The organism is uncultured Algoriphagus sp., from assembly GCF_963974365.1.
Taxonomy (GTDB): Bacteria; Bacteroidota; Bacteroidia; order Cytophagales; family Cyclobacteriaceae; genus Algoriphagus.
In genome coordinates this window covers 26,924-45,338 of record NZ_CAXBBX010000010.1, presented here as the reverse complement: position 1 = coordinate 45,338, position 18,415 = coordinate 26,924, and the positions used below count along the sequence as shown (strand labels likewise).

Here is an 18,415-nt window from a genome sequence, read left to right as displayed (position 1 = left end):
ATGTCCAACCTTCTAATCCATTCCCAATCCCCCTACCTTCTCCAACACGCGCACAATCCTGTTGACTGGATGCCTTGGGGCCCGAAAGCTTTGGAAAAAGCGAAAAGCGAAAACAAACCTATCTTGGTTTCAATTGGCTATTCTGCCTGTCATTGGTGTCACGTAATGGAGCGTGAAAGTTTCGAAGATGAAGCTACTGCTGAGATTATGAATGCGCATTTCGTCTGCATCAAAATCGACCGGGAAGAGCGACCTGATATCGATAATATTTACATGGATGCAGTTCAGGCAATGGGATTGCAAGGCGGTTGGCCTCTGAATGTCTTTCTGATGCCCAATCAAAAGCCGTTTTACGGTGGGACTTATTTCCCAAATCAGCAATGGAAGGGGTTGCTATCAAACATCGCCAATGCCTTTGAAAAGCATGAAGATCAACTGGCTGAAAGTGCAGAAGGATTTGGCAACAGTCTTAATAGAAAAGAAACTGAAAAATACGGGATATCTGCCGGAAATCAGGAGTTGGATCCCGATGAACTCGCAGAGATAGCAACCAAGATAATTGCTCAATTTGATTCAGAATGGGGAGGAATGAATCGCGTTCCTAAATTCCCAATGCCGGCAATTTGGCACTTTATCCTAGATTATGCTGTACTCAGCAGGAATGATAAAATGCTGGAAAAGGTCTTTTTCACCTTGAAAAAGATTGGAATGGGCGGGATTTATGACCAACTGAGAGGTGGATTTGCCCGCTATTCTGTAGATGGGGAATGGTTTGCTCCCCATTTCGAAAAGATGCTTTATGATAATGGACAACTTCTGGAATTGTATGCAAAAGCATATCAAATAAGCAAAGATGAGTTCTTCAAAGAAAAAGTCACTGAAACCGTTGCTTGGCTAGAAGCTGAAATGCTAAATGGAGAAGGTGGATTTCATGCTGCTCAAGATGCAGATTCAGAAGGTGTGGAAGGCAAATTCTATGTTTGGACTTATCAGGAACTCCAACAGATCATTCCCGAGGAATTACCATGGTTTAGCAAACTCTATAACCTCAAACCAGGAGGAAACTGGGAAGAAGGCGTGAATATTCTCTTTCAAACAGAAGAAGAAGCTGCGCTAGCAAAAGAGTTTGGAATGAGTGCATCTGATTTCAAATCCAAGCTCAAGCAAATAAAATCCCATCTTCTAGAAGTACGAAACCGACGGATTTTCCCAGGAAAAGACGATAAAATCCTAAGCGGATGGAATGGTCTGATGAGCGCAGGATTAATTCAATCCTATTATGCAACTGGAGAAAAAAGTATGCTAGATTTGGCTATCCGCAACTTGGAATTTCTTCAGGAAAAACTACTGATTGATGGAGTTTTACACCGAGCTTACAAAAATGGCAAGGCTTACACTCCTGGATTTTTGGAAGATTATGCAGCAGTGATCAGAGCATCTATGATGGCATTTGAAGCAAATGGAGATGCTAGATGGCTGGATTTGGCAAGATCTCTCTCAGATTTTTGCATGGCAGAGTTTTACGATGAAAGCGATGGTTTTTTCTTCTTCAACAACCCCAAAGCAGAGAAACTGATCGCTAATAAAAAAGAGCTTTTCGATAATGTCATTCCTGCTTCCAACTCCATCATGGCGAGGAATTTTCATCGACTTTCTCTTTTTACCTACGAAGAGAAATACTCTGAAATCGCTTCAAAAATGCTCGGTGGCATGAAAGAACTTATTCTGAAAGAACCTGGATTTCTCTGTAATTGGGCAAGTCTATTTTTGGAAAAGCTTGTCCCAACTGCCGAAATCGCTATTATCGGAAAGGGAGCATCCGAGAAGGCTAAGGAATTTCAGCAAAACTATTCGACTAATATGATTTTAGCTTTTTCAGATAGTTTGACACAAAATGCCGCTATTCTTGCTGACAAAACTCCTGATTCGTCGGGAAATGCCTTAATTTATGTGTGCTTTGATCATACCTGCCGCAAACCAGTGAGCACGTATGAGGAAGCGATTTCACAACTCCCCTATTTAGCTTAATCCTTGGAAAGCCTTTTTTCAGATCAAGATTTATATCCATCAGGAAGCGGAAATAATTTCGCAGACATCATCCTGCCCGTTCCGATACCGAGGATGTTTACTTACAGCATTCCGCATTCCCTGCAGCCAGAGATCAATCTAGGGGCTCGCGTCATTGTACAGTTTGGAAAGAAAAAAGTCCTCACGGGAATCATTGGAAAAGTCCACAATAAGCCCCCACAAGCTTATCAGGCCAAACCAATTCTAGAAGTTCTGGACGATACGCCTAGCGTAAATCCGCTTCAAATCCGGTTTTGGGTATGGATGGCAGAATATTACTTCTGTCATATTGGGGAAGTGATGCATGCCGCATTGCCTTCAGGATTAAGATTGAGTAGCGAAAGTAAGGTACAGCTCAACCCTAACTACGATCGGGAAACGAGCAAATACCCGCTTGATGATCGGGAAATTATGATCCTGGACGCTTTAGACTCCAAACCTGAGCTTTCTTATGATGACTGCGAAAAGGTGCTTTCCATCAAAAGTATCCACCCTATTCTGAAGAGCCTTGTCAAGAAAGAAGCCATTCTGATTTTTGAGAAAGTGCAGGAGAAATATACTCCAAAGGTGGAGACGAGGATTCGATTGATGCCGGAATTATTAGCTAGCAAAAACGCGTTACAGGAAGTTTTTGAAGCCTTAGCTGGCAAGGCAAAACAGGAATCAATCCTTTTGAAATACCTACGAGATGTCCCCGTCCTTCAAAGACCAAAAGCAAATTCAACAGGGCTTGATAAAGCTACCTTATTAGAGGAAGGTGATTCTGAGAGTTCGCTGAAAACACTGATTAAAAACGGAATATTCGAGTCCTTCAAAGTCGTAGTAAACAGACTTGCCGAAGAAGAACCTGAATCTGAACCAGCCGTCCTTTCCTCCAGTCAGCAAGCCGCCTTCGAAGAGATCAAGCATCAGTTTGAAAGCAAGCAATCTGTCTTGCTACATGGGGTGACGGGCAGTGGCAAAACTGAAATTTACATTCAGATGATCCGGGAGGTACTGGATTCTGGCTCTCAGGTTTTACTGCTTTTGCCAGAAATCGCACTAACCACCCAGATTGTAACTCGGCTTAAAAAAGTATTTGGAAGCCAAATGGGTGTCTACCACTCCAAGTATTCTGACAATGAGCGGGTGGAAGTTTGGAATGGCGTATTAAGCGGAAGGTTCTCTTTCGTGGTTGGTGTGAGATCTTCTATTTTCTTGCCATTTGATAGCTTAGGACTAATCATCGTCGATGAAGAGCATGAGTCAAGCTATAAGCAATTTGATCCTGCGCCACGCTTTCAGGCAAGGGATTCTGCAATTATGCTTGCCTATTTCCATCAGGCAAGAACGCTGTTGGGATCGGCTACTCCTTCTTTTGAATCTTATTTTAATGCAAGCCAAGGTAAATTCGGTTACGTGGAATTGACTCATCGTTTTGGAGATGCCAGCATGCCTCAATTCCATTTGGCAGATATGGCAGCTGATAAAAGAAAAAACCTCCTCAAACTGGATACGACTCGCATTTTGCGTGAGCGAATTCAAGATGCTCTGGCAAAACAAGAGCAAGTCTTAATCTTCCAAAATCGTAGAGGCTATTCACCCTATGTTCAATGCGAGGATTGCGGCTGGACTGGACAATGCGTACAGTGCGATGTCAGTCTCACATATCATCAGTTCTCGGAAGAACTCCGCTGTCATTACTGTGGATACAAAGAAAAAACGCCTAGCTCCTGCCCTGCCTGCGGAAGTACGCAACTCACCACGATGGGCATGGGAACGGAGCGAATAGAAGAATCTTTGGGTTTACTTTTTCCTGAAGCTAGAATTGGCAGAATGGATCTGGACACAACCAGAAATAAGCATGGATACCAGCGCTTATTGGATGAATTTGGATCTGGAAATTTGGATATACTTGTAGGAACTCAAATGATTACCAAAGGATTGGACTTCGGCAGAGTGACAGTTGTTGGGATTTGGGATGGCGATCGGATTTTAAACTTCCCTGATTTCCGCGCTGGAGAAAGAGCCTATCAGCAAATCACACAAGTGGCAGGTAGAGCAGGGCGAAGAGAAGCTCAAGGCCAAGTAATCGTTCAAACAAGAGATCCTGGAACACAGATTTATGCTCAGGTGATTAAAGGTGACTATTTTGAGTTTTTCAATCAGGAAATTCACGATCGCAAGAAATTCTATTACCCGCCATTTGTAAAACTGGTGAAAATCACGACTCGTCACACAGATTACAAAGTGGCGGAAAAAGCCGCACTGAATCTTCATCACGGCATGGCTGAAATTCCTATTAAGAAAATCGTTCTGGGTCCCGAGAAAGGCATCATCGCCAGAATAAAGAATCAATATCAGTTTGAAAGTTTGATCAAATTGGATCGAAGCAGCAATACAGGTGTGATCTTCAAAGAAAATCTGTGGAAAATCACCGAAGAGCTCAAATCAAGACCTGAGTTTCGCTCAGTGAGATTCGTGGTGGATGTGGATCCTTCATAGATTAATTAATTGGAAGAACTTGTCCGTCGTGGCGGATTGGAAGATTGAAAAATTGGAAGATTGGAAGATTTCGAGAGAATATTACACACTCTTTATCAACAAGTTAAAAACGTTTTTAAATGTTCATGCGTATATTCATAGGATCATGCGCATAAATTATGAAATTGCGCATAACAAAATCGTCATACGGATACATGATTATCTAGTATGCGAGATTCCATGTGACCTTTAAAATATTTCTGCCCACATGAAGAAGAGACTTAACATCACTATAGAAGAAAACCTGCTGGATAAGATCAAGGCTTACGCGGATCAAAATGAGACGAGTATTTCAAGTCTTGTGGAAGAGCATTTCGAAGCGCTAATCAAACCAAAGCCAAAATTGAAAAACGGAATGAGCTTGGTGGAATACATGAAATCTTTACCAAAATTTGATATTCCAGACGATTACGATTACAAAGAAGAATATTACAAAGCCAAAGCAAAAAAAATGGGCTATGAAGATCTTTTTTGATGTAAATGTACTCCTCGATATCAGTATTAAAAGAACATCCGACCCTGAAAAATTTTCAGTAATATTAAATCACTTGTCAACTGGAAAGATTCAAGGATTCATTACTACTGGAGTGATTCAAACCTGTGCTTACATTTTGCTGAAGCTTTTAGATTATGAAAAAACTGCTGAAATATTAACTAACCTGATTCCTAATTTTGACTTTTTAGAGGGTAAAAAAAGCCATGTTCAAAATGCTTTGGAAATGAAGTTTGCTGATATTGAAGATGCTATTTTATATCAAATTGCACTTGATCACCACATGGACGCTATTGTCACTTCTGACAAAGATTTCCTCAAACTCTCGAAGCCTTACCTCCCTGTAATCACTCCCGAGGAATTGATTGATGGTTTGGCGAGGTAAGAATTCAAAAATCAATATTCCTCAATAAATCCCAACACATCCTTATAAACCCTTCCTCCAGTCCATAGAAATTGTGTGATCATTGGAATATGCTTTTTCTTAGGATAGATTTTTACAGTCACATTTTCAATTCCCTTTTCCTCAATCCGCTTCATAAAGCGCTCCCTGCCAGCTCGAATGCTAGGATAAGTCCTTTCTCCTTCCAAAATCAACATAGGCGCTAAATCTTCCTTCAAAAAGTACATCGAAGAATATTCTTTCCAAACCGCAGGATCATCTGTAAATGCATTCAGATACTTCTTACCTTCTCCTTCACTCGTTTCTTCTAAATACCCATACATATCCAATCCCGCTGCATCGATCAAAATAGAACCCGCCAACTCCTTTCCATTCTCTGAAGGATTCAATTCATCTTCTTTCACTGCAATCAAGGATGCCAGATGCCCTCCTGCAGAGTGGCCAGAAACGAAAATCCGGTCTGAATCTCCTCCAAAGCTTTCAATATTATCTTTCGTCCAATTTACAGCTGACAAAGCCGATGCTTGCATAGCTGGAATCTGATAATCAGGGGACAAAGGATAATCAGCAATCACTACGATCACATCCCTCCTAGCTAGCCTATTTCCAAGAAAGTGATACATCTCCTTCTTCCCAGACTTCCAACTTCCACCGTAAAAAAACACCAATACTGGTAAGTTCTCAGCCTTTTTTGGCACATAAATATCCAAACTCTTGTTTGGTAAATCCTCTTGGGTATTGGCTGAAATGTAGTTGATATCTTTAGTTCTTTTTAAAGTTTTAAAAGCACAGGAGCTTATCAAAAAAGTAAAAATAAATAAGGGAAAAAGTCTAAGCATATTTAGTGGTTTTCTTTAGAAACGTAGCAAATCATGAATTCAGATTGCTCCAAAGCGAACGTCATTGCGAGGAAAAACGACGAAGCAATCTCATAATTATATGGATTGCCGCGCTCCTACGTCGCTCGCAATGACGGTAATATCACCAAAGATTTTAAAAGGAGATTGCTTCGATCCTCGTAAGGTCACTATACCGACGGTTCCTGCTGACTCAAGCAATGAAAACTGCCCAGTCCCCAAATAATATCCGTGCTATCAATCCCAACTACATTTCGTTCTGGAAAGCAACCTGAAATGATATCCAGCGCCTGCTGATCTTTCTTGTCTCTGAAAGTCGGCACAATCACGGATTCATTTGCTATGTAGAAATTGGCGTAAGAGGCAGGCAATCGCTGATCATCATAAATCACCGCACTTGGCATAGGCAGCTCAACGATGTTTAATTGCTTTCCATCTTCCAATCGCATTTTTTTCAAGCGATCAAGATTTTCCTGAAGCAAGTGGTGGTTTTCATCGGCTTTATTCTCCTCCACCGCAGTCACCACGGTATCCTTATTGACAAATCGGGTAATGTCATCAATATGCCCATCGGTATCATCTCCGACGATTCCATCTCCTACCCAAAGGATGTGATTCACACCATAAAAGTCACAAAGGTATTTTTCAATTTGCTCTCGATTCAGATGAGGGTTTCGGTTTACATTCAGGAGACAAGCTTCCGAAGTCAAAAGCGTTCCTTGACCATTAAATTCAACTGAACCACCTTCCATGACCATTCCTGGTTTGAAGCATGGTATCCCCAATTCCTCGGCAATCTTAATCGGAATCTGATTATCCAGATCATGCGGTGGATACTTTTCACCCCAGGCATTGTAGTTCCATTTCACCAAAACCTTCTTTTGCTCGGCTTTAGGATTGATTAGGAACGCAGGTCCATGATCTCTGCACCAAGCATCATTTGTAGGGAAAAAGTGAAATTTGATTTTCTCCAAATTCACTCCAGCCTTTTCCAAATGTGACAATGCAAAAGTTTTCATCGCCTCATCCGCTACGTTGATATTTACCTTTTGACCCTTTGAAACTTCCTTGATAAAAAGGGAGTATGGGGCATAAATCGTATCAATTTTGCCCGGCCAAGAACCTTCCTTATGTGGCCAACTAAGCCACATGGATTCTTGAGGAGCAAATTCAGCTGGGAAATAATACCCTAATTCAGCCGGAGTCGCTGCACCAGTCTTGGCGAGTTCAAAAATATCTTGCATGGATTATTCTTCGTCGAGGTAGCGCTGAGTGATAGGTTGGTACGAGTCAATTCTTCTGTCGCGAAGAAATGGCCAGTGCGTCCTGTAACGATCAGAACCAGTCAAATCAAGGGTTTCTACATGTACTTCTTCTTCCAAATGCGAGGCTTTATAGGTGACCCGACCAAAAGCATTGGCAACAAAACTCCCACCCCAAAACTGCATAGGTCCTTCCACTCCTGTTCTATTCACCGAAACCACTGGAATACCATTGGCTACTGCATGAGATCGCTGGATTGTTTGCCAAGCACCATATTGCTCGTCGTTGGTAGCTTCGTCCTGAGTACCTGCCCAACCTATAGCCGTAGGATAAACTAAGAAATCAGCTCCTTTCAGTGCTGTGATTCTAGCTGCTTCTGGATACCACTGATCCCAACAAATAAGGACGCCAATATTTCCGAATTTGGTCGGAAACACCTTGTATCCCAAATCTCCGGGAGTGAAATAAAATTTTTCGTAATATCCCGGATCATCCGGAATATGCATTTTTCTGTATTTACCTAGGTAAGTACCATCCGCGTCCAAAACTGCAGTGGTATTATGATAAAGGCCTTCCGCTCTTTTCTCAAAAAGAGAAGCGACTATGACAACACCAAGTTCTTTTGCCAAAGCTCCAAAAGTGTCTGTAGATGGACCAGGAATAGCCTCAGCCAACTTAAAGTTCTCGTAATCTTCTACATCACAAAAATAAAGGGAACGGAATAGCTCCTGAAGTACAACTACCTGAGCGCCTTGGGCAGCAACCTCTCGCACTCCTGCGATAGTTTTCTCAAGATTTTCCTCCACATTAGATGAGCAGGCCAACTGGACCAAGCCCACTTTTACAGTTTTATTTGCCAAAATAGATCGGTTTAAATGAATTGCTAACAAAGATACTTTTGCCGGTCGCCATTGCCAAATATGAAAGTTCAATTTCACATTGGGGTAATTTGAAAGGCAAGGATCAGGATAACGGAAGAAGGATGAAAAAGATTCAGAGAGTTCACGCTGCTTAGAAAATAGGATGATATTTATTTAGGTAATGGAAATAGTCTATACTAAAATTTACAAGTAGTAAAGTTGACTGCCAGATTCTTTGATAAATAAAATAGCTCAGGATTTAAAATTTTTTGGCAATATAGATGTAGTCTTAGATCGCTGAAATAGGAAGCACTTTAGTTAGGTTCAGTAAATGGAGAAATCAAAAAAAGAGAAAATTAAAAGGCTGAAGCAATTTGGCTACTACAGCAAAGGTCTGGTGTATGGGCTAATTGGGGTTTTAGCAGCATTGGTTGCGGTTGGATTAGGCGGAGACATAAAAGGAAAATCTGGCATTGCCCAATTTCTTCATGATTTGCCAGGAGGTATCTTCCTCACAGCGATTGTAGCATTGGGCTTATTTGCTCATGGCTTATGGCGCTTTTATGAAGCAGTAGTTGATCCCCATGGAGAAAAAGGAAAAACTCGAATTGGCCCACGCATCCAATTTGCATACTCAGGAATATTCTATGCAGTCATAGCCTATTCATTTTCTAAACCACTTTTTAGCAATGCAGACTCCTCTGAAGGTGAATCCCAAAAAGCAGCACTGGGCATGTTGCTGGAAAAGGATTGGGGAATTTGGGCTGTTTGGGCAATTGCTATAGGAATGGCCTTGAATGCGATATGGCAGTTCTATCTAGGAATTAGCGAAAAATTCATGAAACAGATTGATGACAACCCAGATAGTAAAAATGAGTACAGCGTAGTTAAGCGAAGTGGAAGATATGGCTACATTGCAAGAGGAGTGGTTTTTGGAGTTATTTCCTTTTTTTTAGTACAAGTTTGCCTTGCTCAAAATGCTAATGAACTTAAAGGAACAGAGGGGGCTTTCCATTATTTATTAAGCCTACCCTATGGTAGTTTTCTTATGGGGACAGTAGCATTGGGTATGTTGGGTTTTGGTGTCTTTTGTCTGATGGTTGCTAGGCATTCTGATATTAGCAAGCTAGAATAGCTCAAACCTAAGAATAGGTATTATAGAGATTTGTTCTAGTACATCAGAGGCTAAGAAGTTGGTGATCAAGCGCTACAGAGAAAATTTATTCTACCCATTACAAATCAAGAATTATCCCCGAATTATAACGACCCCGGACTTCCAATCGGTTGGATCTTTGTTTCATATTCTGCCCCCAATAGCGCCATTCATTTATACTTTCTCCCCGCAAAGCAATATTCCTTTTTTGCCTTACTCCCACAACTACTGATCAGCCTTCATCCTTGGTAGTTTTCACTAAGCCGATGCCAGCTATAAAAAATAATAGACCCAATGAACCAAAGACAATCATCTGTTTTGTACTTGCTGATCCATTTGCAAAGGTGACAGCGGAATAAATAAGTCCTGCAATACCCAAAATAGTAAGTAAGGCTCCGAAAATTCTTTTCAAATTCATAAGATTGATAGTTTAAAGTTCCATGATTTCCACAATCATGCCAGTGAGGATAAGCTGAACAGCCTATATTGATCCAAGGTGGTAAGCAAGCATATCTAAAATGATATTGTATACTTCCGTCTACAAGTAGTTTATTGGTAGACTAGGCGTTATTTGGGTAGCTTTCACCCTTTCCTTTCCCATAAAATCCCTTTTAAAAGCATTTCCTAAGGTCAAATCAGCACGACTATCCTATCGAATTTGAACTTCCCCCGAAATCTCAGAATCAATAAATACATAGGTTGTTCCCGAACCGAGATTTTTTTGACACAAGACGGGGAAAGGGGAAGTTGAATTCGCAAGATTCAAGACAGCACAGGACAATTCCTTCAGGTGATATTCCTAAATACAATTATCCAATAATTTCCTCATGGCAAAAGCAACAGGTTTTTTACTCCTCTTAACTATCGTTTTTTTATTTGATGTAGAACCACTTTTTGCACAAGGGGAAAGTAAGGCAGTCGATCCGGACAGCCCTGTTGTGAGCTTTGGCCCCACTCCCAGGGAGGCATTACTCGTAGGTGAGAAGGATGCGGGCCGCTTGGTGATCATCGATCCCGAAACACTTGAAATAGTGGCACGTATTCCGGCAGGAGGAAACCTTCATGAACTGGCTACCGACGGGCGATATGTGTACATCGGTTCGAATCTTCCCGGAATCACCGTTGTGGATGTGATCGAGCAACAGCGGGTGGAGCCCATTGACATCAGCGCATTTGGAAACCCTCATGCCATAACTTTTGCAGGAACCCATCTATATATCGGTCATGAGATCCAGCGCCTGATCACCCGCTATGATCCAGAAACGAAGAAGTTTGACGAGGTGATCGGCTTGCCGGGTGGTTCGCACATGCTCCTTATCACTCCTGACGAGCAGCGAATTTTCACAGCTAGCAGCAATGGTAGCCTGATTGCCATTATCGATCGGGTAAGCAATGAAAGAGGTCAGAAAAAACTTCTATTCACTACTTTTCCCGGAGATACCCGCATGGAAGGTATGGCTCTTTCGCCTGATGGAAAGGAGTTTTGGACTCTTAATATGAATGCAAAGCAACTATCTATCATCAATATGCCTGAGAAAAAACTGGTGTGTACAATTTCGTTTGAAGGTGGATTGAACAACCGTATCAAGTTTACCAAGGACGGAAAGTATGTATTGATGAATGAGCTTCAGGGTAATGAGCTACGAGTTTGGGATGTTGCTACCCGAAAGGAGTTTAAACGAATTGACGTGGGTGCTGGTGGTGAAGGCATCTTCATCGATCCCGTACGTCCAATAGCATATTATGCGGTAAGCGCTGGAAACAAGCTTGTGGTAATTGACACCAATACGATGACCATAATCAAAGAAATACACGACCTTCAGAACCCTGACGGTATGGATTGGTTTCGTGCGAAATAAATTACAATAACCTGATAATTAACCGATTTCGAAAAATATTCTAACATAGAGAATCGCTTAGCTCCATTTTTTGACCGCTTCAACACTTTATATTTCTTGCATATCCGCCTTTGTGCCAGTATGGAGTAAAAAAGGATATGTTAAACTTAAGCATTGAGGCCGCTTCTGCCTGTCCCGCCAGTGCGGGAGTCATCGGTCTTCCGACCAGATAAGCAAGGAATCTAAGGTGACTGGCATCATTGCGGATAATTTTATTTTAACCTTTTTCTAAGAAGTTAAAAAAACCATATAGCATAAGAAATTTAATTCTGATCTTAGATTATACACAGTACTTCTCCCCCCACATAATCCTATGAAAAAGATAGTATTCAGCCTTTTGCTATTCAGCACTTCTTTCGCAGGTATTGCTCAGGGAAAATTAGAAAGGCGGGAGTTTTTGGCGGCCTCGCTACAAAAAAACCGTGCAGGAGAAGATCCTTTGCGCCAATTATCAATCTACTTGCCTCAAGATTATGAAAACGAAAATCAGCGGTATCCGGTAATTTATGTATTGCATGGTTATGGAGGAACTGACCAAGAGATGATGAAAGTTTGGATTGATTTTAAGCTTTTGCTCGATGAAGCTATCAAGTCTGGTAAGATGCGCCCTATGATAGTGGTGGCTCCAAACAGTACCACTCGGATGCAGGGCAGTTTTTATACCAACTCAGCAGAATCAGGAAATTGGGCAGATTATATTGGTAAAGATGTAGTCCAATACATGGATGAGAATTTCAGAACTATTCCTAATCGTGGCAGCAGAGGATTGTGTGGTCATTCGATGGGAGGAAATGGGGCGCTTAAAGTAGGGATGCTTTATGCGGATACATTTAGTGCAGTTTATGCGCTGAGCCCAGCAGTTCTTAATTGGCATGGGGATTTTATGCTATCCAACCCTGGGTTCAAGCGAATCAGCCAACTGAATAATGAAGAAGCACTATTGAAAGGATTGGAAGAGTCAGGTCAAACAGGTGAATTCAATGGTTTTTTTGCTGCTGTTTTTACTGCGATGGCACGGGTCTATTCACCGAATATTACAAATACGGATCTTGGAGCAGATTTTCCAGTATCATACCAGGGTGACAGTGCGGTTTACAATTCGGAAGTAATCAGCAAATGGGAAGCAGAATTCCCCTATTACATGATTGATGACTATCTCCCCCAGTTGAGAAGCCTTACAGCTTTGAAAATAGATTGGGGTAGGAATGAGGATTTTTCTCATATCCCCTACACCAGTTTGGAGTTCAGCAAGAAATTGGAATCCTACAGCATCAAACATTTTGCTGAGGAATACATAGGAGATCATGGCAATATGCTGGATGGTTTCGAAGGAAGGATTTTCAACGAATTGCTACCATTTTTCAATACGTATCTTACTGATTAAATTCCTTAAAATTGAAATGATTACTTATAATCATTCGGATATTGTTGAATAGCGTTAACTCTACCAATTCAGAAACACAACAAACTATGAGGATCTAATTGCTTTGTGGTTAAATCAATTTTCCTGAACCTCCCCTCAATAAAAAGTCGTAGCGTACTTACTGAACCATGTTTGGCAAATCATAAAAGAGAAAATACCCTTCTATTTCCTCTCCACAAAATACATATCAACCTCGCCTTTATTCTTGGCTTGAACTTTTCCTCTATACCTGCAGGCAAAATGAGCATTGACTAGTTCATAGGTCGACCCCGAAATATTGATCTTCCCAGGTTCTCCACTGCTTTCCATTCTGGAAGCTAGATTTACAGTATCACCCCAGATATCGTAGGCGAATTTATTCAGGCCAACGATTCCAGCGACGACATTTCCCGTATGAATTCCAATCCTCAACTCGAAAACTGGCTTGTTCTCCTGAATACTTTTCTCTTTATGTGTTTCGATAAAATCCCGAATATCAAAAGCAGCATTGATTACGTCGATCGGATGGGTGCTATTTTCTACGGGAATTCCGCCAGCAGCCATGTAAGAATCACCTATGGTTTTTATTTTTTCTATTCCATGTTTTTTTATGATTCTGTCAAATTCCTTGAAGCAATAATCGATTTCGGAAACCAAGTCTACGGCTGACATTTTCTCGGCTATAAGTGAGAATCCCTTGAAATCTGTAAATAAGACTGTAGCACTTTCATATTTCTTGGACTCAGCGGATCCCTTTTCCTTCAATTCTCTCGCAATATCAAAAGGTAAAATGTTCAGCAATAACTCGTCAGACTTTTCCTTTTCTATCTGAAGGTCCAGAGTTCTCTCTTTCACTTTCGATTCAAGATTTGCACTGTACTCCTCCAGTCTTTTCTCGTTCAGTCTAAGATTTTCTTCCACCTCTTTCCTCACTTCCACTTCTTTGATCAATTGCTCGTTCAGCTGATTGGTACTGTCCAAAAGCATTGCATTTTGAAGGGAAATTGCAGTTTGCGTAGCCATTACCTGAAGGATTTCTATTCTTTCTTTTGTAAAGGCACCTGATAGTAGGCTGTTTTCTAGATACAATAAAGAGAAGCCTACTCCGGAATGCCTTTGAGGAATACACAGAATAGACTTGATTTTATTGTCACTGATATATTCTTCGTCAGAGTAAGGCAAAGTCTTGGATGCATCCTCCAAAACCAATGTTTCACCAGTTCTCAACACATAATTTATCACCGAGTGGCTAATATCGTCGAACTGCTCGTAAGGGATATTTTGTAACACCTGAATTTCATTGGTTGAATTGTCAATGGAGGCTTTGATCAGCTTACTTTCCTTTTCTATGGTAATTAGAAATGCCCGATCTGCTCCTGCATTTTCACATACCAATTGCATCAACCCGGTGAGAATATTCTCCAGTTTCATTTCCCCTGAAATCAGATTTATAGTTTTCAGAATGGTATCCAGATCTAGATTATTGGCATTCAGTCCAATATCTTCAGAAGAAATCATCCCAGCATAATGTTCTTTCATCTGATCCAATTTGGCATCTGCACCCCATTTCTGATAGGACTTATAAGCATTCGTCAAGTAAAATTGCGCTGCCTCAGGTTGCTCCTTAGAAGCAAAATAAGCCCCAGCCCTTTCCCACATCAGTGCTTCATCCTGAATGTATTTGTGAATTCTTGCATATCTGATCGCATAAGTAAATGATTTGATGGCCTTGTCAAAATTACCTTTTAGGGCTTCATACTCTGCTTTCATAAACTCATGGCGGTGTTGGAAATTGACTTCGGAATGCTTAACCAATCCACCTATCAACTTGATGTTTTTACCACAGATTTTCAATAGTTTCTTTTGCTCATCAGCTGACCTGGAAGCAAAAATTGGTGTGATACTAAGGTTTTCATAGTAATAAAACAGCATCTCAGTAATGGATCCTTTGACAGGAATGAGGTGTAATTTTTCCAAGCAACAATATTTCCAAGCTGTTTCATTTTGATTGAAAATTAGGCTCAAAAACTTCTTTTGAGAATACAGGTTATGGAAATAAAGACTGAAAGCGGGCTCGTCTGCGAAATCAATTTTTTGTTCGTTAAAAATCTCTCCTTTCAATATGTCAAAGTCTTCAACACCTTCCAGCAAACCAAGTGCAGACTGTCGAAACAAGTCTATTCTCTTGATTTGCATGATTTGATTTAATGGAGCGATTTGCTTGCTGAGCAATTCTCCCCGCTGCAAAATCTTAGGGATGGGTTCGCCTCCATAGAAATTCCAGTAAATAATCAACTGGCCTATAATGGAAGTGAATTCAAAATCCCCAGTTTCAAGTCCCTTCTTTAAAGCTTCTTCCAATTCAGGAATACTGTCTGCCAGATGCTTCAACCAATGCGAAATAAACATCACATAGACCTGCTTAAAAGAGACGAATTCGTTTTCCTTCTGCAGAATTTCAAAAACGCTATTCCCCAATTGCCCCATTCTGAGCCCTTTCGACATATTACCCATGAAGGCAATGTTGATGTAACCAAAGACAACAAAGGCTACAGGAGTCTTGGGACCCAATCCGGATTTCAGCGTCAATCTAATCAGCTCAAACATGATTAGAGGAAGCATGTTAGGCTCTGTCAGGTAAGCTGCTAGAGACATGTGATGCATGATAGACATGGCTATCACTAGCTTCTCATCTTTGATTTCAGGGAGCTGAAGGATCTTTTCTTCGGAATTAGTGGCCAATCTAAAATTGGTTCTCAAAAACCCAAAAAGCACATTCAGCTGGCTGGGATAACGCTTCAAGTCAATATGAACCAACTTAAGGATCGCTAATCCAATCTCAATTACTTGCTTTTGATCATTCTCAACATTCGCATTCTGAATCTTGAGATCAGCCAATTTTAGTTTTTCTAAAACTGTAGATGCATTTGTGTCAAGCAGCTTAGTGAACTTACCAAACAACTCTTGATTATTGCACTGGTAAGCTGCTACAGCAGATTTTAAGTATAAATCGTAAGCGAATTCTCGGTCAGTTTGCCATGCGTCAGGAGCGAGTAAATTGAGCGCATTCTCGAAATATTGCTGTGCTAGCACATAGGCCGTAGAGTTTTGCGCCCGCTGACCTGCAATACTATTCAGTTGACAGAGTTTCTTGATCTCAGCTGCATCAGAGATCAAGTCCTTCCCGAAATTATATTGATTTACAATATCAAAAATCGCATCTCTGAGGTCTTTTTCTTCGGTAGTTTTAAGCAGAATTCGAGCGATTTCTAAGTGATTTTCCTTTTTACCCTGTTCCTCTATCAAGGAATAAATCGCTTGCTGCACTCGATCATGTACAAAATAAAAGCTACCATCTAAGCTTTCAATTACTAAATCAAGATCTAAAGCCAGATTAAAATCCTTAACCGCTTTTCCCTTTTCCTGCGCTGAGATTTTTACCAGAGAGTCCAACCAGAATTTATTCCCAATGCAAGAAGCAAGCTTTAAAATGGCAATGGTGTCTGCCTGAAGGTCGTTGATAGTTTCGAGAAAGAGATTTAAAATATTCCCCTCTACATTGTAACTGATCAATTTATCTATTTTCCAGTTCCATGAGCCTTCTTCGTTGTCAAAAAACAACATCTCATTTTTGTAGATCGCCTTTAAAAATTGATTCGCAAAAAGAGCATTTCCAGCTGACTTCTTGTAGACGATGCTGGCTAGTTCATCTAAAGGTCGATTGGACTTTCCAAGAACATTAGAAACCAATAAATTAATATCCTCCTCTTTCAAGTTATCCAGAAGAATTTCTTTTGGGTGAATCCCTTGCTCCTCCAGTTCCATTTTAAACTGGAGAAATAAATGCCCTGGAGTGATTTCGTTGTCTCGAAAGGCTCCTACTATTAAAATATTATTTAGCTCAGAATTGAGTAAGATGGTCTTCATCAAATCCAAAGAAGACACATCTGACCACTGTAGATCGTCTATGAAAATAAAAACTGGTCTTCCCAATTCAGAAAAGACCTTAAAGAAATTAGTCAGTGCATAATTGAATCTCAGCTGGGCTTCCGTGCCCGTCAACACCGGGATTTCAGGTTCCTGACCAAGCAACTTCTCCAACCCTGGAATTACTTCAAAAAGAACCCGTGCGATTGGCTGCAATAAATGATGAAGCTTTGATTTCCATTTATTCAATTCCGTCTCATTCAGTAGCAGAACCTGATTCATCAACTTCCCCAAAGCCTGCGAAAAGGCAGAATATGGCACATCCGCTCGGAGCTGGTCAAACTTCCCTGAAAGAAAAAACCCTCCTGATTGCACCACAGGACGATACATTCGTTCTACGAGCGCAGATTTCCCTACTCCAGAATTTCCCAATACATAGATTAAATTCTTCTCATTTTCAACTGTTTTTGAGAAGGCATCTTTGAGCTGCTTAATCTGAGAATCTCTTGCATAGAGTTGATCGGAAAACATGAGTACCCCAGAAGAATCCTGAGTTCCAAGCAAAAATCCCTCAATATCCAGCTCCTTTTGCAGCGCATAAAGAATCATTTCCAGATCATACAAAACTCCCTTGGCAGAATGATATCTGTATTGAACGTCTTTTTCGATCATTTTCATAATCAAATCAGAAAGAACTCTGGGGATTTTAAAAAGTTCAGATGGCTTCTTAGGAGTCAGTGCGATATGTGCATGAATCTTTGCCGCTCCCTGCTTGGATTCAAAAGGCAGTTGCTTTGCAAAAATCCAATAAAAAACGATTCCTAAGGCGTAGATATCAGTGTAGAACCCAATGTCTGTGCTGATTCGGCCAGTCTGCTCTGGAGCTATAAAATCATAATCAGCTTCAAAAAAAACTAATCGCTTCTCAATTCCTATTTTCCTTTTGATTCGGGTAGCTAAACCAAGACTAATGAAATAGACCTCATTATTGTCCTCCTCCAGTACTATATGATCGGGATTGATGTTGAGGTGGACAAATTCCTTGCTATGGACTTCTGCCAGCTTTTTTGTGACTTCCAGGCAAATTTTAACTTTCTCGGTAATACTTAATTGCTCGGTAAGAATTTCCCTAAGTGTTCGCCCTTTGATGAACTCACATTTGATATTGAGATCAATGCCATTATTCTCAGTTGCTATAACTTTTCGAAACCCAGAAACTTTGATTCCTGAAAAGGAAGCTTCATTGCCTGCTTTTAATGTTTCTATCTGAGAAAGTGTAGAGAGTGTTATTTTTTTGGTGACAAAACCACCACTCAATCTTGAGTCAGGATTCTTGATGTTGGAATCACTGGTACTATCTGAGTACAAAATTTGCCATTTCATCAAAAACGAGTGCTTTAACTAATGATCACCTAATGAATCCTTAGAAAATGGATTTTCATAAGAACCTTTACTCTAAATTTAATACAAATTTCATAATAAAAAATACAAAATACTATATCTGAAAAATTAATAGATACCAAATTTTTAACTACATTCAGATCTATTTTTAGGTTTTTTTTGAACTCA

At 40.5% G+C, this 18,415-nt stretch carries 12 protein-coding genes; 7 read left to right on the top strand and 5 right to left on the bottom strand.

Annotated features, from left to right (window positions below; all coding sequences use genetic code 11):
* The 4 genes from AACZ87_RS14295 to AACZ87_RS14280 all read left to right on the top strand — a co-directional run bounded on the left by AACZ87_RS14295 (window position 1) and on the right by AACZ87_RS14280 (window position 5,468).
* Complete coding sequence (locus AACZ87_RS14295; RefSeq protein WP_339868162.1) at window positions 1-2,028, top strand: thioredoxin domain-containing protein; 2,028 nt, start codon at window positions 1-3, stop codon at window positions 2,026-2,028.
* 3 nt (window positions 2,029-2,031) lie between these two features.
* Window positions 2,032-4,551: a primosomal protein N' gene (gene priA / locus AACZ87_RS14290; protein WP_339868161.1), complete on the top strand. Its 2,520-nt coding sequence runs from the start codon at window positions 2,032-2,034 to the stop codon at window positions 4,549-4,551.
* Window positions 4,552-4,798: 247 nt separating this feature from the next.
* The gene (locus AACZ87_RS14285) at window positions 4,799-5,065 is read left to right on the top strand and encodes a DUF6364 family protein (RefSeq protein ID WP_339868159.1); all 267 of its coding nucleotides are present in this window, start codon (window positions 4,799-4,801) and stop codon (window positions 5,063-5,065) included.
* Entirely contained in the window at window positions 5,049-5,468 is a 420-nt protein-coding gene (locus AACZ87_RS14280; RefSeq protein WP_339868157.1) for a PIN domain-containing protein, read from the top strand. Before AACZ87_RS14285 ends, AACZ87_RS14280 begins: the two co-directional genes overlap by 17 nt.
* An 11-nt stretch (window positions 5,469-5,479) precedes the next feature.
* On the opposite strand, the gene AACZ87_RS14275 is transcribed toward AACZ87_RS14280, so the two are convergent.
* The 3 genes from AACZ87_RS14275 to AACZ87_RS14265 all read right to left on the bottom strand — a co-directional run bounded on the left by AACZ87_RS14275 (window position 5,480) and on the right by AACZ87_RS14265 (window position 8,466).
* Window positions 5,480-6,325, bottom strand: coding sequence for an alpha/beta hydrolase (locus AACZ87_RS14275; RefSeq protein WP_339868156.1), 846 nt, complete (start codon window positions 6,323-6,325; stop codon window positions 5,480-5,482).
* Window positions 6,326-6,513: 188 nt separating this feature from the next.
* Window positions 6,514-7,587: an agmatine deiminase family protein gene (locus AACZ87_RS14270; protein WP_339868155.1), complete on the bottom strand. Its 1,074-nt coding sequence runs from the start codon at window positions 7,585-7,587 to the stop codon at window positions 6,514-6,516.
* Between the two features lie 3 nt (window positions 7,588-7,590).
* Window positions 7,591-8,466 (bottom strand): carbon-nitrogen hydrolase, encoded by an 876-nt coding sequence (locus tag AACZ87_RS14265; RefSeq protein ID WP_339868154.1) that lies wholly within the window; start codon window positions 8,464-8,466, stop codon window positions 7,591-7,593.
* 331 nt (window positions 8,467-8,797) lie between these two features.
* On the opposite strand from AACZ87_RS14265, the gene AACZ87_RS14260 reads away from it, so the two are divergent.
* Complete coding sequence (locus AACZ87_RS14260) at window positions 8,798-9,601, top strand: DUF1206 domain-containing protein (protein WP_339868152.1); 804 nt, start codon at window positions 8,798-8,800, stop codon at window positions 9,599-9,601.
* Between the two features lie 250 nt (window positions 9,602-9,851).
* Here the strand turns inward: AACZ87_RS14260 and AACZ87_RS14255 are convergent, their stop codons facing one another.
* The gene (locus AACZ87_RS14255; protein ID WP_339868150.1) at window positions 9,852-10,037 is read right to left on the bottom strand and encodes a hypothetical protein; all 186 of its coding nucleotides are present in this window, start codon (window positions 10,035-10,037) and stop codon (window positions 9,852-9,854) included.
* Window positions 10,038-10,446: 409 nt separating this feature from the next.
* Here AACZ87_RS14255 and AACZ87_RS14250 point away from each other — a divergent pair, with 409 nt between their 5' ends.
* Window positions 10,447-11,478, top strand: coding sequence for a YncE family protein (locus AACZ87_RS14250; protein WP_339868148.1), 1,032 nt, complete (start codon window positions 10,447-10,449; stop codon window positions 11,476-11,478).
* Window positions 11,479-11,830: 352 nt separating this feature from the next.
* Entirely contained in the window at window positions 11,831-12,901 is a 1,071-nt protein-coding gene (locus AACZ87_RS14245; protein ID WP_339868146.1) for an alpha/beta hydrolase-fold protein, read from the top strand.
* Between the two features lie 201 nt (window positions 12,902-13,102).
* Here AACZ87_RS14245 and AACZ87_RS14240 read toward each other — a convergent pair whose 3' ends face one another.
* Window positions 13,103-18,229 carry an adenylate/guanylate cyclase domain-containing protein gene (locus AACZ87_RS14240; protein WP_339868144.1) on the bottom strand — a complete coding sequence of 1,709 codons (5,127 nt, stop codon included), beginning with the start codon at window positions 18,227-18,229 and terminating at the stop codon, window positions 13,103-13,105.
* Window positions 18,230-18,415 lie beyond the last annotated feature (186 nt).

What these genes read in the sequence shown, in the direction of transcription:
- AACZ87_RS14295 (WP_339868162.1), top strand. Translation starts at nt 1, where the DNA reads ATGTCCAACCTTCTAATCCATTCCCAATCCCCCTACCTTCTCCAACAC.
- AACZ87_RS14285 (WP_339868159.1), top strand. Translation starts at nt 4,799, where the DNA reads ATGAAGAAGAGACTTAACATCACTATAGAAGAAAACCTGCTGGATAAG.
- AACZ87_RS14280 (WP_339868157.1), top strand. Translation starts at nt 5,049, where the DNA reads ATGAAGATCTTTTTTGATGTAAATGTACTCCTCGATATCAGTATTAAA.
- AACZ87_RS14275 (WP_339868156.1), bottom strand. Translation starts at nt 6,325, where the DNA reads ATGCTTAGACTTTTTCCCTTATTTATTTTTACTTTTTTGATAAGCTCC.
- AACZ87_RS14270 (WP_339868155.1), bottom strand. Translation starts at nt 7,587, where the DNA reads ATGCAAGATATTTTTGAACTCGCCAAGACTGGTGCAGCGACTCCGGCT.
- AACZ87_RS14260 (WP_339868152.1), top strand. Translation starts at nt 8,798, where the DNA reads ATGGAGAAATCAAAAAAAGAGAAAATTAAAAGGCTGAAGCAATTTGGC.
- AACZ87_RS14255 (WP_339868150.1), bottom strand. Translation starts at nt 10,037, where the DNA reads ATGAATTTGAAAAGAATTTTCGGAGCCTTACTTACTATTTTGGGTATT.
- AACZ87_RS14250 (WP_339868148.1), top strand. Translation starts at nt 10,447, where the DNA reads ATGGCAAAAGCAACAGGTTTTTTACTCCTCTTAACTATCGTTTTTTTA.
- AACZ87_RS14245 (WP_339868146.1), top strand. Translation starts at nt 11,831, where the DNA reads ATGAAAAAGATAGTATTCAGCCTTTTGCTATTCAGCACTTCTTTCGCA.
- AACZ87_RS14240 (WP_339868144.1), bottom strand. Translation starts at nt 18,229, where the DNA reads ATGAAATGGCAAATTTTGTACTCAGATAGTACCAGTGATTCCAACATC.